Raw genomic sequence first — 16,173 nt, 5'->3', positions numbered from 1 at the left:
TAAAACATTGACATAGAACGTAAGGGAAACAAATTATCTATGTTTCCTGAATCTTATCCATTAACCGTAATTAATTTCTTAGATAAGCATTGAAATTGACCTACAACAATATTAATCTTTTAATGATTTACGGCCTCTTACGACTCAAAATCCTCCATCGTCGTCCCAATGCTGAAATGACGCAAATTGTAAGTGAAGGACAACATGAAGTAACGCTGTAATACCGTTCGCTGAACATCTTCTATATAAAGCTCAGTTACATTTCTGTCGATATTGTTATTCTGACCGAATAAATCATAAACCCTTACACTCAATTCTCCTCTCTCATTAGGAAATAATTTCTTGCCAATACTCATGTTCACTAAAAGGAAGCTGTTGTCTACATCATCTGCAAGACCTGAAAAGTACTGGTGATTGATATCCGTTCTGTAGATTAATCCTTTCCAGAAAATGGCATTGAATTTTGCACTAGTTCTATTAGATAGGTAATTGTTATCAAGCTGCGGCTTATTCGAATTAGCAACTAAACTATAACTCGATCTTGTCGATAAATTAAAATCTATGTGATCACTAATGTTACTACTTAAGTGAAGTCCCAATCTGAAGTCAGTAGAATTAGTATTGCTTATGATGTCATTAATAATTCCAGGTCTTTGTCTATATCCTACGCCTGTCCATGCATTAAAATTGGACTTAATCGTAGTGATCGGAAGGCCATAATTGATAAAAGAACCAATGTTCCAGTTCCCATCTACATTCGCTGGCTTTATTAATTGAGCGCCTTTCTGTAAGGTAATATCGCTATTAAGTGCGACAGCCTCATCAGCAATAAAGGTTGTATTTGTAATAGAATTATTCACCAAAGATGCTGCAAATCCCAAATAAAATGTTCTTTCCTTTCCTGGATTTCTAGCTTTAAATCTCGCTCTAATTCTTTGATTGTATTCTTGTCTAAGATCAGGATTTCCTACGATCAGACGAAGAGGATTAGAATTATCTATTACTTCTTGTAAATTCCCGATACTAGGCTCTCTCGTCCATGAATAATAATTGAACTCTACGTTACTGTGCTTAGAAATCTTATAAGACATTCTAAGTGATGGAAGCAAACTCTGAAATGATCGAGTCGTTTCTGAGCTATTCGGAAAAACCTGATTGTTCATTAGATTCGCATGTTGGTATTCTAATTCAGCTTGAACTTTAACAGTTTCATTTTTGAATTGGTAACCTAGCTCGACCTCATTTGTTAGGTAGTTGTTGGTGAAAACATTACTTAAAGCAGTGTCTAGCCTTTGAATAAATTCTCCTTGAGACATTTCATCTGAGATATCGTAATTCAACTTTTCAGAGTCATTATCTCTATTTTTGATATTGTATTCGAGCTCTATGAGACCATGCTCACCTACAGGCTCTGTATAAGATCCACCACCTTCGAAGTCAATTCCATTTCTAACTCTGATGATATTTTGATCTAGATTTTCGATTTCTGCAACTTGATCTGTGTAAAAGATATTTTCTGCATTTCTCAATCCTAAATCTCGGTTCTCATGATTGCTCGTGCTACCATTTAAGGTAATCGTACGACCTTCTTTTAGAAATCTGTGATTGTACAATAAAGTCGCTGAGTAATCATTATCGATGTTGTCAGATTTTGAATTATTTTTCGTTTGATTAATCGGATTGTCTAATTCTTCTGTACGACCGAAAAAGTAGCTATCACTCACGTCATTGTTTATCTTCACTCTCGGCACAAAGATGAATTTATCTTGCGGCGTTACTTGATATTCAAGTCTCATATTAAACCGATGATCTCTATTGATTCTTGTTGTTATGTTTTCCTCGTTATAATATTGATCAGACTGAGATGGTAAGATGTAGTCCCTACGTAAGATGCCTTCTGCTTCACTTCTGCTATTTCCGTAATTGTAATTACCACTTATTTCTAAGCCAGAATTCCAGGAATTGCTATACTGCACGCCGATACTATTGGTTTTAATTAGACCATCTTGCGTACGTTCTTCTCCTTGGCTATTAGGATCTGCAGAATAGCCAGTTGCGTTAATGTTATTGCTGATTCCAGTGATTGTAGCTCTTTGCTGGTCACTGAATAAGTTCATACTTGTACCAACTTGATACTTCCCATTATTACCTATTCCAGCAGTCATTTTTCCGAACTGGCCAATCTTTCTTGCTGGTTTGGTAATGATGTTAATCGTCTTTACTTCATTTCCATCGTCGAATCCACTTAATTCTGCCTTATCACTTTTCTTATCGTAAATTTCGATATTCTTCACTATTTCAGCTGGAAGACTTTGAAGCGCAGTATTGATGTCTCCACCGAAAAACTCTTTTCCATCGACGAGAATCTTCTGGATCGATTCGCCTTCTGCCTGTACATCATTACCTTGAATAATGATACCTGGCATTTTAGAAATTAAATCTTTTGTATTCGCATCATCTAATGTTGTAAATGCCGATGCATTATATGAAACTGTATCTCCTCGTTGTGTCCCAGTTACCGCTTCTGCGGAAACGACAACTTCATCAAGAACTTGAGAGGATTCTTGAATAAGTAAATTTCCTAAATCAATGTTGTTTTCTGCTTTGATATTTTGTTGAAGGTCTGTGAAACCTAAGTAAGATACCTGTAACAGATAGTCTCCTTTTTGAATACCTTTAATTGAGAATGATCCGTCGATATCTGTAACTTGACCTTTGATGAGCACAGAATCACTAGGATTGAGTAACTCTACGGTTCCACCGATGATCGGAGATTTGTCTTTGTCTGAAAGTACAATTCCTTGTATGTCAATTTTTTGCGCAAATAAGTTTGAAGAAATAAGAATAAGAAATAGTAGTAATAAATTTTTCATCTATAAATTATAGTGTAGTTCAAATAGTGTTTTGTTTTGACTTGACATTTGAGAAAAGCCTATATAAAGAAACTTTATTTCTTGATAGATATTATTTATTAAGAGTCCATTAACATTTTATATACAATAAAATGGATATTCTTGGCAATACTTGAGTGGTTTTGCCTTGTTTTTCACGAAAAATGTATGAATTTCAATGTTTTTATTGATATCCGAAGTGTTTCAAACTTCTGTCATCATTCCTCCAGTCTTTCTGAATTTTTACGAATAATTCTAGATGAACATGCTTTTCTAAGAATTTTTCTATCGATTTCCTAGATTCAATACCGAGTTTTTTAATGAGCGCTCCACCTTTTCCAAGAATGATTGGTTTTTGAGATGAGCGGGAGACGTATATTTCTGCAAAAATCCGAACTAGTGGCTTATTGTTTTTGGAGCCTTCTTTAAATTCTGTAATGACCACTTCTGTTGAATAAGGAATTTCTTGGCGATAAATTTCTAGAATTTTCTCTCTTATAATTTCACTTACGAAAAAACGTTCCGATTTGTCCGAAAGTTGATCCTTAGGATAGTAAGCTGGGCCTTCAGGAAGCTTCTTGCGCAACTCATTGAATAATAAGGGAATATTCTTTTTCTCCAATGCAGAAATAGTAAAGAATTCATCAAAATTCACAAGTTTGTCCCATTGTTGAATTTTGCTCATCACTTCTTCAGGCGTATGAAGATCTATTTTGTTCACCACTAAAAATTTTGGTGCTTTTACGGAGTTTAAAAAATTGATGATAGAATCTTCAGCGTCATTTTTTTCAGAAGGCGTTGTGACATACATCATGATATCAGCATCTTCCTTAGTGGAAAAGGCATAGTTATTCATGATTTCTTGCATCTTGTAATTGGTATCGTAAATGATTCCGGGAGTATCTGAAAATACCATTTGGAAATCATCACCGCTTAATATTCCCATGATACGATGTCTCGTTGTCTGAGGCTTGTGTGTGATAATGGACATTCTTTCACCCACTAATGCATTCATCAATGTAGATTTACCAACATTGGGTTTTCCGATTATATTTATGAATCCTGAATAGTGCATTAATATGATAATCCTTTAGCGCTTTGTGACATTAATCCTTCTATCATTAATTGTAAATTTTCTGGTTTTTTACCTTGCCAAGAAATATCATTCCATATTCCGCCAAAGTTAACATAATATTGAAGTTCTGCATTTTCCATTTCCATTTCCACATGATCTTGAGTATTCACTAAGCAGATCCATCCTCCATCTTCAGCAATATCATCTAACCATTCCTCATAATAACTATTATCCGAGCCATGGAAGTTAAGAACATTATCACAGAAGAGGGTAAATTTTCGAATTCCATTCTGATACAAATGATCCGCTATTTCTCGCTTGATAAACATAATATCATTGTGGAGGCAATCGTTCCATTCTCCAATAAGCTCTATGTGGCAATACCCTAAGTTGTAATCAACATAGAGTATTTTCATGTAAATGGTATGTGAACCAAATTCATCCCATTGGGGATGAATGTAGTAATTATAGATCTTTTTAGTGAAAGTGAATTCACTATAATCCCGGCCAAAGAAAGGTGATTTTCTATCTTCGGAAGCGATATATTGGTCACGCCATTTGTAATATGGTTCTATATCATGCATAATTCGAATGTAAAAGTAATTCAATGGAATTACAAACAAAGAATAAAATCTATTTTAGTATATTAATGTGACAATTCATTAAACTTGAAGAAAATAATTATCACTGGTCCTGAATCTTCAGGGAAAACCACACTAGCTTCCGATCTTGCATCCTATTATAATATTGACTTCGTCAAAGAATATGCAAGAGCTTATTTGAAAGATATTGAAAAAAATTACTCTTTCGAAGATGTTGTAAATATTGGAGAAGGGCAGAATCAGCATGAAAAAGAAGCAAGCCAGAAGGCAGAGGATTTACTAATTTGTGATACTGACTTATTAACCATTAAGATCTGGCTAGAATATAAATATGGCAGAATAGATGAATGGATCGAGTCTCAGGTCAATAATTACCGTGATCGAATTTACTTGCTTTGTTTGCCTGAAATGGAATGGGAAGCGGATGAACTAAGAGAGAACCCAGATGATAGGGAAGAAATATTTGAAATCTATAAAGAGAATCTTGAATTCTACAACCTTGAATATCACATACTTGAAGGATCGCAAGCTTATCGAAAAAAAGAGGCAATTTCAATTATTGAATCCACTTAGATAAAAAAGCAGCCTATATGCTTTCTTAACGTTTATATTGTATTACCTTTGCATAAATTTTTTAACATTTGGGGTGCCTGTCCTGGCTGAGATTATACCCACTGAACCTGATCAGGTAATGCTGATAAGGGAAATGCAGTAGCTTGACTACCAGGATACCCCCGTCATATATTTTAATATAAATGATAAGATTAATTACATTACTCCTATTGCTAACTCAAGTTGCTACTGCACAGTTTAGCATTTCCGGTGAAATTAGAAACGATGAAAATGAAGCTTTAATAGGCGCTTCCGTTTTTCTAGAAGGAACATCTTACGGTGTCATTACTGATGATAATGGTTACTATGAAATAGAGGATGTGCCTGAAGGAGAATATATATTGAAAGCCACCTACCTAGGCTATCGTCCAGAAACAGAAAGTGTTAATGTTATAGAAGATTTAGAAGTTTCCTTTGTTCTTGGCGGATCTATTTTTGGTATTGAAGAAATAGAAATAAATGGAACTTGGGTGAAAAAGAACATGCCATTTTCATACAAGAACTCGGAGCGAGAGAGCATCGAAAGATTGAATTTGGGCCAGGATGTTCCTTACGTTTTGAAATATACACCTTCTATGGTGGTGACTTCAGATGCAGGTGCTGGAATCGGTTATACAGGAATGAGAATCAGAGGTTCAGATCCCTCTAGAATTAACGTTACTATTAATGGCGTTCCCTTAAATGATTCTGAATCTCAATTGGTTTTCTGGGTAGATTTACCTGATTTTGCATCTTCTGCTGAAGAAATCCAGATACAACGAGGAGTAGGGCCATCTACTAATGGTACCTCTGCATTTGGGGCATCGATCAACTTGAAAACCAACAAAGTCAGACTTAAGCCTTACATGACTGTAGCTACTGGACTTGGCTCTTTTAACACTAATAAAATTGGTGTCTCAGCTGGTACAGGTTTGCTTAATAATAAATTCGGATTTGACATTCGATATTCTGCAATCAATTCAGACGGATACATTGATAGAGCAAGTTCTAAGTTGAACTCTTTCGCTGGAACATTTAACTACGTTACAGAGTCTTCGTCATTGAACTTTAATCTAATGACAGGATCGGAAATAACTTACCAAGCTTGGAATGGATTACCGTATCAATTGCTAGAAACGGATAGGACTTATAATTCTGCAGGAACCGATAAGCCAGGTGATCCATATAAGGATGAAGTAGATGATTATAATCAATCGCATATGCAATTGCATTATAATAAAGCTGTTAATGAAAATTTGAACATCAACCTGAAAGGACATTATACTAGAGGATTAGGTTTTTTCGAAAACTATAAAGGTGACGAACAATTAAGTGATTTCGGTTTATCTGATCCGCAAATGTTAGACAGGGATATTGTAATTCAGAGATGGTTAGATAATCACTTTTATGGGGTTATTGCAGAATTCAATTATAAAGATTTAGAGGAGCGGCATAACTTGATATATGGTGTTTCTGCTAATCAATATCTTGGAAATCATTTCGGTCAAGTACGATGGCATTCTGGACTGGACTTTCCAGTTGAAACACTAGATACAGCTATTTTAATAGCGCCAGCAGATTATTATAGAAATCTTGGAAATAAGATTGATTTTAATACTTATGGAAAATGGTCGTATAAGTTTAAAGATAGATTCTTGACTTACTTGGATTTGCAATATCGATACGTAAATTATGCATTCGAAGGATATGACGATAACGGTGTTTTGGTAGATCAAGTTGATAATCTGTCCTTTTTTAATCCGAAAGCTGGGATTTCTTACCTTCTAAATAATGATTCGAAGATTTATATTTCATACGCTGTGGCTAATAGAGAGCCGAATCGAAATGATTACACAGAAAGCAGTACGAATAGTCGCCCACAACATGAAACATTGTATGATCTGGAATTAGGATATACGCTACAGACTGATGTATTCAGTGCTGGCGTGAATATTTATAACATGTCCTATGATAACCAGTTGGTATTGACTGGAGCCATTAATGACGTAGGAGAATATTCTCGTCAAAATGTAGAAAGCAGTTACCGACGTGGCGTGGAATTCGATGGAGGATTAAAAGATTTCAGAGGTGTACACTTTTTAGTAAATGCAACACTTTCAGAAAATAGAATTAAGTCATTTACGGAGTATATTGATGACTGGGATAATGGAGGACAGATAGAGAAGACTTATGAATTAACGGATTTAGCTTTTTCACCATCTATCATTTTAGCAAATGATATGGGAGTTAGGTTATTAAGGAATAACCAAGATCACGCATTATCAATTTCACTCTTATCAAAATACGTAGGCAAACAATATATAGATAACACTTCTAATGAGAATGCAGCGCTCGACGCTTATTTCTATAATGACTTGTTATTTAGTTATTCTTTTATGGGAATCAATTTTGTAAAAGAGATCCAATTGAATTTCAATGTATATAACTTATTTGATCAGCAATACGTAAGTAATGCATGGGTTTACCGATTCTCTTCAGAGGGTTATAATCCAGTAGCTGACGATCCATCAGCGAGAGCTGAAGGAGAAGGAACTTATAATTTAACTGGACTGTATCCACAAGCAGGAAGATACTTTCTAGTAGGCTTGAATTTTAAGTTTTGATTTTCTTGGTTTAGGTCAATGTTAGAATTTGACATAAAAAAATGGCATTCAGAATAAACTGAATGCCATTTCTTATTTATTACGCAACTATATTTTCTTAAAAGTTATACGTTATCCCAAGTCGATAAGTAATTGGTATCCTATTCGTCACTCTTCCTAAGTTTCCAAGCGTGTCAAATAATAACGTCGCTTCATATCCCCAAGCCGTGTAAGACGGCGAAGAATATCCACCTCCAACTAATAATACTGGAAAATTAGTTCTTGGTTCCAAAGTACTTACATTGTCCAGACTCGTTATGTTGTATTCAGCATGAGCATAAAAAGCTCGGAAAAACTTAGCTCTTCCAAATACACCTGCCGAGAGATCGAAGTAATTTTCATTAGGTGAATTTTGCCTCCATAGTAAGGTGTAGTTAATATCTCCAATTAAACCAGCAGAAAAGATATTATTGAACTTATAGGCAGCCATTGGTCCTAGACCCATGACAAAAATGTTATTGCTTATAAATGGATTACCGACATTTAACCCGAACCAAAATTTTTCAAGTGCAATCGGAGTCCCTTTTTCAGTGCGGACTTCTACCTTCTCTGTTTTTTCATCGCCTCTGCTTCCACTATCTTTCTCTGTTCGTTTTTTCTTTTTACCGTATTGTGCAGATACATCTGTCGAACTCATCATAATAGCAAAGATGATCAATACTGCGACACCAAGAATTTTCTTCATTTTTTAATCTTTATATTTCAAATATAATAACGCTGGTAAGAACAGAAGGGTTGGGAGTAAAGTATTTTTAATTATTATTTAACGTTAATCAATTGTTTTCATTCAGAAATAACCTTTGAATTCTTATCTCACACTTGTAATATACGATTTTCACTAATTGTTCATTTTTGGAACATTAAAATAAAATAAGAGACAATAAATAGCTGAATGGCGAATAGAATAAACCGATATCTAATATTTTTCTTGATTCATTTGGCCTTCTTGTTCGACTTGTCATTTGTACTACGGATAGTAGTGATATTATAACTTTATGGCATATTTCCTTTAAATTAAGTTAAAAATTTGTTATTTTTAATTCTGACGTTTTAGGCGAATGCGCCTTCTTTTATAAGTTAATAAAGTGTTAAACCAAGATATATTTCGCAGCCACCGAAATTGTCCAATAATGCTATTTTAATGAGGAAAGCGGATTTGTTTAATAATTTGAATACGAACACTTAAGATATATTTTACATATGAGTAAAACAATGATCGTATTTTAGCGTTTTAATATTTGATGAGAAACTAATTGTACTATGATCGATGAAGTTAGTATTGAGAAAATAAAGCCCACTATAATTAATCTAGTTGTCGCGCTTTATATTGAGACAGAAGCATTTACAGAGGGAGCAGCGTCTAAGATCGCCCAAAGACTAAGAAGAAGTGCCCTTAAGTTATCTAATGCTGTTAATTCTGTTCAAGAATTGAGTAAAGAATTATTCCAAAAGATAATTACAAGAAGAACAAAACTTATTGAAAAAGATCTGAAAGAAGCCGTCAGTATGGGGATTTTTGATCAAAATAAGCTTGTATTTATTCTTGTAATATTAGCAGAGATAAATATTTATACTACTAATTAAAGTTTTTTGTATTCAGTATTCAGTATTCAGTCTGAAGTCTTAAATCTCAGATCTCACGTCTTTTGTCTTACAGTTTATTGATAAAAATTAAAATCTTAGGTCCAGAGGACCGGATCTGTTTGTAAGCTACGTAAACATAAAACCAAATAGGTGCAAAGCACCGGCTTTGGAGTTCCAAATTTCAGAAATAATTCGTGTCAATCCAGAATGCATAAAAATTGAAATGTTTGTATTGATGTCACTAAGACTGTCAATTACAAGGCCGGTACGCTGTACCTTGAATTCCTTGATTATTTACGATTTTTGAATTACGAATTTGGATTTTGTAAGCAAGTCTCAAGTCTCAAGTATTAAGTATTGAGTATAATGTCTCAAGTCTCAAGTCTCTGGCGAAAAAGTCCATTGTTAATGAGTTTCGACATATAATTAGGAATTATTTTAAATATTTTTTGGTTCTTAACTTGCAGAACTAAAAAACTTACCCTATATTTGCATCATGAACACAAAGAAAGTTAACATGGTTGAAGAAAAAAAAATCAGCAAAGAAGAGCTGGTAGAGAAAATGGGAATCCATTTTGAACAAAGTGGATTAACTCCCTTACATGGACGTGTATTCGCATATTTATTATTGGCAGAACCATCTCACAAAGACTTTTTTGAAATCCAAGAATTTTTAAAAGCAAGTAAGTCTGCTATAAGCAATGCGATAAAATTCCTCCTTGATAAAGAAATGATTACTTATATCACTTTCAGCGGTGATCGAAGAAGGTATTTTAAAGTGAATTTAAAAGGATGGAAGGCGAAGATGAAAAAAGATATTTTGGCAATGTCGACCATGATTTCAATGCTAGGCGAAGTATTGTCCCACAAAAACGTCGACAAAGAACCAGAATTTGTAAATGAGATTACGGACTTTAGAAACGTACTGTTGGATATCCAAAATATTTTTAAAGATTACTTTAAAGAAAAAGGCTAGCCCTTTTTTTTGAGAAAATAGTTCTTAAAGAACAGAACAAAACATATTTAAAAGAAACAACAAAACAAATAAAACAATGAAAAATATATTAACAATCACCTTTTCCCTCTTATTTCTCGGTAGCGTATTTGCCCAATATTCTGCTGAGGAATTTGAGAAATATGATGGCCAGGAAATAACACTTGAAGAGTGTATACAGTTTGCACTTGACCATAATCCGCAACTTAAAAGTATCAGAATGGGTGAAGAAGCAAATGCCTACAAAATCAAAGAAGTGAAATCTGCAGCATTGCCACAAATTAATGGGACGGGTCAGTATCTGTATAATTATGCTTTAGCAGAACAATTGCTTCCTGGAGAGGTATTTGGAATGCCTGGAACGACTATCCCCGTGAAATTTGGAGTAGCAAATACAGTCAACGCAAATATAGAATTACAACAAGTAATTTTTAATAAAGCCATTGGAACTGGATTAAAAGCCGCTCAAGCAAGCCAAGAAATCTATGAATTAAATACTTTCAAGTCTACAGAAGATCTGGTTTACAATATCGTGCAATTGTATTTTCAACTTCAGATCAGCGAAAAGCAGAAAGTTATTCTACAATCAAATATTGATAGAATAGAAAACTTGGTCCGCATAGCAAGAATTCAATTCCAAGAAGGAATCATAAAAAAGGTCGACTTAGATCAATTGATCATCAATAAAGCAAACCTTCTTTCCGAAAGAATGAATTTGGAAATTGGAATCGGGCAGCAACTCAACTTGCTTAAGTTCTACATGGGAATGTCTACGAATTTAGATATTTCTATATCAGAAGAAGCTATGGAGGGTGACCGATATACAACGATAGCGAATGAAGTAGATATTAATAACAATACGAATTATAGATTGCTTACTAAGCAAGAGGAGTTGAGTGATTTAGAATTAGAAAGTATCAAGGCTGGTTATTATCCATCGTTGGCAGGTTTTGTAAGATATGGATACCAAGGTCAGACTGACAGAATTTTTTCTTCGGAAGATGCATATGCAATTCAAGGTTCACCAACTGGTGTTATTGGATTATCCTTAAGTGTTCCCATTTTTGATGGTTTCAAAAAAAGCCACCAAGCTCAACAAATTCGAGTTAAGCAATCTCAGTATTATTTGGATAAGCAATATTTAAGCAATTCAGTAGAAATGGAATTTGCCAATGCTAAAGAAAAATTAAGACAAAACAGGGTGTTGTTAGAAACACAAAAAGAGAATATGGAGTTTGCTGAAGAACTTTACGAAGTAACTAAACTCTCTTATCAGGAAGGTGTAGCGCCTTTAACTGAATTACTTGATGCAGAAACAAGTCTTAAAGAATCACAAACACAATATTTGACTTCATTGCTCCAGGTGAACCTAGCGGAATTAGAACACATCAAGTCAAGTGGGCAATTAAGCAAAATACTTAGATCAATAAATTAAAATTCAATAAACAACAATCAATAAACAAATAAAATGAAATATTTAAAAATAGCAATTACATTATTAGTCTTAGGAGGATTAGTGTTTTGGGGTTACACTACACTATCTGCTAACAAAGCAGAAATAGATGCAAAAGCTGAAATCAAGGAAGAAATCATAAGCGAGCTGCCAGTTAGAATTGAGCTTGCAACAGCCATGGAAGTCGATAATAATATCGAGTTAACCGGTACATTCGAAGCGAGAAAAGAACTTAATATCATTGCGGAATCTCAAGGTCGAATCACAAAATTGTACATTAAAGAAGGTCAAAATATAAGCAAAGGTCAGACAGTTGCCAATATAGATGACACGAATATTCAAGCTCAGCTCAACATCATAAAAGCAACGATGGAAAAATCGAAAAAGGATGTTGAGCGATACGGAAGATTACTTGAAGCCGGAGCGATTAGCCAGCAACAATTTGAAGAAATAAACCTTAATTACCAAAATGCCTTGGCCAATGTTACCTCAATTGAACAGCAGCTAAAATATTCTAAAGCAATGGCTCCGATGTCAGGTATCGTTAAAATGGTTAATGTCGAAGAAGGTAGTTTCGCGTCACCAGGAAGTACTTTAGCTTCTATCATTGATGTCAGTAAATTGAAAATGATAGTGAAAATTGGTGAAACAGATATTATTAAGATTAAAAATGGCCAAAAAGTTAAAATTAAAACGGAAGTATATCCACAAGATATATTCATTGGTCGGGTTTCTTTGATTAGTGTTGAAGCCGATGCTGGAAGAAAGTACGATGTGGAAATTGAATTGGATAATCCAAGAAAGACTCCATTGAAACCAGGCATGTTTGGAACGGTTTTAATCTCATCTGAAGCGGACAGCAATATTGGATTATTTGTTTCCAGAAAAGCAATCATAGGAAGTGTGCAATCACCTAAAATTTATAGGGTTGGAGAAAACGACATCGTTGAATTAATAGATGTGAAAGTGGGCGAGCCAATGGAGGATAAAATAGAAATTCTTGATGGACTTATGGAAAATGATGTTGTTGTAGTCAGTGGTCAGTTAAATCTATCCAATAACAAAAAGGTGAAAATCTTAAATGAGGAGGTTAAGATTTTGGATAAATCCATAACTGAAAATCAAAACCTTTAATCAATCATTTCCTCATTTCAACAAAACTTAAATTAAAATGACCATAACAGAATTATCAGTTAAACGTCCATCGCTAATTATCGTGATATTTACGATAATGGTATTCTTTGGATTTGTTAGCTATCAGTCACTTACATATGAACTTTTGCCAGATATAAGTACTCCTGTACTTTCGATCTCTACGATTTATCCTGGCGCTTCTCCAGCAGAAGTTGAAAGTTCAGTAACCAAGCAAATAGAAGATGCCATTTCTACATTAGAAAACTTAGAGTCCACATCAGGGATTTCACAAGAAAGTTTTTCTACAGTTGTTGCAGAATTAAAATATGGAACAGATATCGATCAAGCTTTACAAGAAGCAAAATCAAAAATTGATGCCATAGAAGCATTTTTACCAGATGATGTAAAAACGCCAAGTATCAACAAGTTTTCACTTTCCGACATGCCGATTATGCGATTGGGTGCAACATCGAACTTGGATGAAGTTGCCTTCACTAATCTATTCACAAATCAGATCACATCTGAACTTGCAAGAATAGAGGGTGTAGCTAAAGTGAGTCTGATAGGTGGAGAAGAACGAGAAATTGCGGTTAATGTTAGTGGAGATAAACTCGCTTATTATAAGTTGTCCTTGTTGCAAGTATCACAAGCTATAACCTCTGCAAATTTAGATTTTCCTACTGGAAGTATTAAAGACAGTAATCAAGATATACTTGTAAGACTTTCTGGAAAAATTTCTGGCTTGGAGCAAATGAGAGATTTAGCCGTTAGTACGTTACCAGATGGCAGTCAAGTTTATTTGAAAGATATAGCTGAGGTATATGACACGAAAAAAGAAGTGACTTCGATTTCAAGAATTAATGGAATCAATTCTTTAGGAATTGAAATTTCGAAGCAATCAGATGGAAATACCGTAGAAGTTAGTGAGCAGGTTAGAGCACAAATTGATGTACTTGAAGAAAAGTATGCTGACATAGATTTAAACTTTACCATTGCTTCTGATTCGTCAGTATTTACAATGGAAGCTGCTGATGCAGTGATTCACGATTTACTTATAGCAGTAGTATTAGTGGCATTAATCATGTTGTTTTTCATGAAAAACATCCGAAATGCGATTATTGTAATGGTAGCTATTCCAGTTTCAGTGGTAACTACTTTTGCAGTAATGAGTTTGATGGGGTTCACTTTAAATTTAATGAGTTTGCTTGCCCTGTCCTTGGTGATCGGGATTTTAGTGGATGATAGTATAGTGGTTTTAGAAAACATCCACTTTAACATGGAAAGAGGGAAATCGGCTAGACAAGCTGCAAAAGATACGTGGGATGAAATTGGACTTTCAGTTGTATCCATTACACTTGTAATTATAGTGGTGTTTTTACCAATAGGTTTGGTTTCTGGAATTGTTGCAGATTTATTGAGGCAGTTCTCAATGGTAGTCGTTGCAGCCACTGCCATAAGTTTACTCGTGTCGTTTACGCTTACCCCGTTTTTGGCATCTAGATTTACCAAACTTACACACTTAAATAATAAGAAGATCCAACATTTGCCATTGATTTGGTTTGAAAATGGATTGAATTGGATTAAAGATGGTTTCGAAAGTATATTGAAATGGACATTGGCACATAAGTTTGTTAGTTCTGTAGGAATATTCGCACTTGTTTTCTCGTCTTTGTTATTAGTCACAAAAGGCTATATCGGTGCTGAGTTTGTTGCTTCTGGTGACAATGGAGAATTCATTGTTAATATTGAATTACCTAAGGAAACACCTATAGAGCAAACGAATTATGTTACTCAACAAGTGGAAGAATTTCTATTTGAGGATAAAAATATAGTGAATGTATTTACAAATGTAGGCGGTGGAGCAAATGGTGGAGCAGGTAGTGCATTTAAGTCAAGCATAAGTGCAAAGTTGGTTCCAGCAGAAGAAAGAAGCATTGCTTCGGATGAATATGCTAGAAACATCAAAGCTGATTTACAGCGAAAAATTCCTGGTGCAAAGATTACATCAGCAGCGGTAGGTATGATGGGTGGTGCAAATGCAGCCCCAATTCAGATCACTTTACAAGGTGATAATTTAGAGACCTTAATGAATTATAGTGATGAACTCATCAGCGGAATTGCGCAAGTGGCTGGAACTTCTGAAGTAAAAGCGACTGTGGAAGATGGAAACCCAGAAATGGATGTTGATATAGATCGTGATAAGATGGCATCGCTTGGACTTTCGCTGGATAGGGTAGGAGCTACCATGCAAAATGCATTCACAGGGAATACCGATACCAGATTTAAGGATGGAGATTATGAATATGACATTCGGGTTCAATTAGATGCATTTGAAAGAAGAAATGCTAGTGATTTGGAGAATCTTACCTTTCTCAATAATCAAGGTGAATTGGTTAAATTATCGCAATTCGCTACCATATCGACAGCTTCAGGGCCTGCGAGATTAGAGAGAAAAGATAAAATAACTTCTTTAGCGATTGAGTCGAATGTAGTGGGTCGACCTGTAGGAACAGTAGGAGAAGAAATTCAGACTATTATCGATCAAGGTGAATTACCTGCTGGCGTTACAGTAACATTTGGTGGTGATATTGAGAATCAAACGGAGGCTTTTGGTTCATTGGGAATCGCATTAATTACTTCTCTGTTATTGGTGTATCTAATTATGGTGGCATTGTATGATAACTGGATTCAACCATTTGTGGTGATGATGTCAGTTCCTGTAGCTTTAATTGGTGCTTTTCTAGCTTTAGCATTAGCTATGCAAAATTTAAGTATTTTCTCAATTCTAGGACTGATCATGTTGATTGGACTAGTTGTTAAAAATGCAATTTTGATCGTAGACTTTGTAAACCAACTAAAGGAAAGAGGGATGAAAACTAAAGAGGCAGTGATCAGAGGTACGATGGATCGCTTCCGTCCGATTTTAATGACGACAATAGCAATGGTTATTGCGATGATTCCTATTGCGATTGCAACTGGTGCTGGGTCTGAATGGAAAAATGGATTGGCTTGGGTTTTAATCGGAGGACTATCAAGTTCGATGATCCTGACCTTAATTATTGTACCTATATTTTATCTGATTACAGATAACCTTACAGAATGGATTAAAAGTAAAAGAAAAAAGAGCAGCAAAGCTGAAAATGTTGAAGTTGCTCTTGTTTAAAGTTTATTGTTTTATTGATTGAT

Annotated in this window: 11 protein-coding genes and 1 riboswitch; of the genes, 7 read left to right on the top strand and 4 right to left on the bottom strand. The window is 34.7% G+C overall.

Annotation, left to right across the window (positions count from 1 at the left end):
• Positions 1-137 precede the first annotated feature (137 nt).
• The 3 genes from L2586_RS05705 to L2586_RS05695 form a co-directional block, all read right to left on the bottom strand.
• The gene (locus L2586_RS05705; RefSeq protein ID WP_235291837.1) at positions 138-2,873 is read right to left on the bottom strand and encodes a TonB-dependent receptor; all 2,736 of its coding nucleotides are present in this window, start codon (positions 2,871-2,873) and stop codon (positions 138-140) included.
• A 202-nt stretch (positions 2,874-3,075) separates the two neighbouring features.
• Positions 3,076-3,966 (bottom strand): GTPase Era, encoded by an 891-nt coding sequence (gene era, locus L2586_RS05700; protein ID WP_262914112.1) that lies wholly within the window; start codon positions 3,964-3,966, stop codon positions 3,076-3,078.
• Positions 3,966-4,550, bottom strand: coding sequence for a hypothetical protein (locus tag L2586_RS05695; RefSeq protein WP_235291835.1), 585 nt, complete (start codon positions 4,548-4,550; stop codon positions 3,966-3,968). Before L2586_RS05695 ends, era begins: the two co-directional genes overlap by 1 nt.
• 84 nt (positions 4,551-4,634) lie before the next feature.
• Here L2586_RS05695 and L2586_RS05690 point away from each other — a divergent pair, with 84 nt between their 5' ends.
• Positions 4,635-5,141: an AAA family ATPase gene (locus tag L2586_RS05690; RefSeq protein ID WP_235291834.1), complete on the top strand. Its 507-nt coding sequence runs from the start codon at positions 4,635-4,637 to the stop codon at positions 5,139-5,141.
• A gap of 59 nt (positions 5,142-5,200) precedes the next feature.
• Positions 5,201-5,290: riboswitch (TPP riboswitch) on the top strand.
• A 33-nt stretch (positions 5,291-5,323) separates the two neighbouring features.
• Positions 5,324-7,783 (top strand): TonB-dependent receptor, encoded by a 2,460-nt coding sequence (locus L2586_RS05685; RefSeq protein WP_235291833.1) that lies wholly within the window; start codon positions 5,324-5,326, stop codon positions 7,781-7,783.
• 97 nt (positions 7,784-7,880) lie between these two features.
• Here the strand turns inward: L2586_RS05685 and L2586_RS05680 are convergent, their stop codons facing one another.
• Positions 7,881-8,507: a hypothetical protein gene (locus L2586_RS05680; protein ID WP_235291832.1), complete on the bottom strand. Its 627-nt coding sequence runs from the start codon at positions 8,505-8,507 to the stop codon at positions 7,881-7,883.
• Between the two features lie 575 nt (positions 8,508-9,082).
• Here L2586_RS05680 and L2586_RS05675 point away from each other — a divergent pair.
• The 5 genes from L2586_RS05675 to L2586_RS05655 all read left to right on the top strand — a co-directional run bounded on the left by L2586_RS05675 (position 9,083) and on the right by L2586_RS05655 (position 16,150).
• Complete coding sequence (locus L2586_RS05675; RefSeq protein WP_235291831.1) at positions 9,083-9,406, top strand: hypothetical protein; 324 nt, start codon at positions 9,083-9,085, stop codon at positions 9,404-9,406.
• Positions 9,407-9,902: 496 nt separating this feature from the next.
• On the top strand, positions 9,903-10,382 hold the full coding sequence (locus L2586_RS05670; RefSeq protein WP_235291830.1) for a GbsR/MarR family transcriptional regulator: 480 nt from the start codon (positions 9,903-9,905) through the stop codon (positions 10,380-10,382).
• Between the two features lie 76 nt (positions 10,383-10,458).
• The gene (locus L2586_RS05665; RefSeq protein WP_235291829.1) at positions 10,459-11,835 is read left to right on the top strand and encodes a TolC family protein; all 1,377 of its coding nucleotides are present in this window, start codon (positions 10,459-10,461) and stop codon (positions 11,833-11,835) included.
• Positions 11,836-11,868: 33 nt separating this feature from the next.
• Positions 11,869-12,987, top strand: a complete 1,119-nt coding sequence (locus L2586_RS05660) for an efflux RND transporter periplasmic adaptor subunit (protein WP_235291828.1) — start codon at positions 11,869-11,871, stop codon at positions 12,985-12,987.
• Between the two features lie 37 nt (positions 12,988-13,024).
• Positions 13,025-16,150, top strand: coding sequence for an efflux RND transporter permease subunit (locus L2586_RS05655; RefSeq protein ID WP_235291827.1), 3,126 nt, complete (start codon positions 13,025-13,027; stop codon positions 16,148-16,150).
• Positions 16,151-16,173 lie beyond the last annotated feature (23 nt).

This window comes from Portibacter lacus, assembly GCF_021533215.1.
Taxonomy (GTDB): Bacteria; Bacteroidota; Bacteroidia; order Chitinophagales; family Saprospiraceae; genus Portibacter; species Portibacter lacus.
Note: the sequence above shows the minus strand (reverse complement) of the source record. Positions and strands in the feature narration are given on the sequence as shown.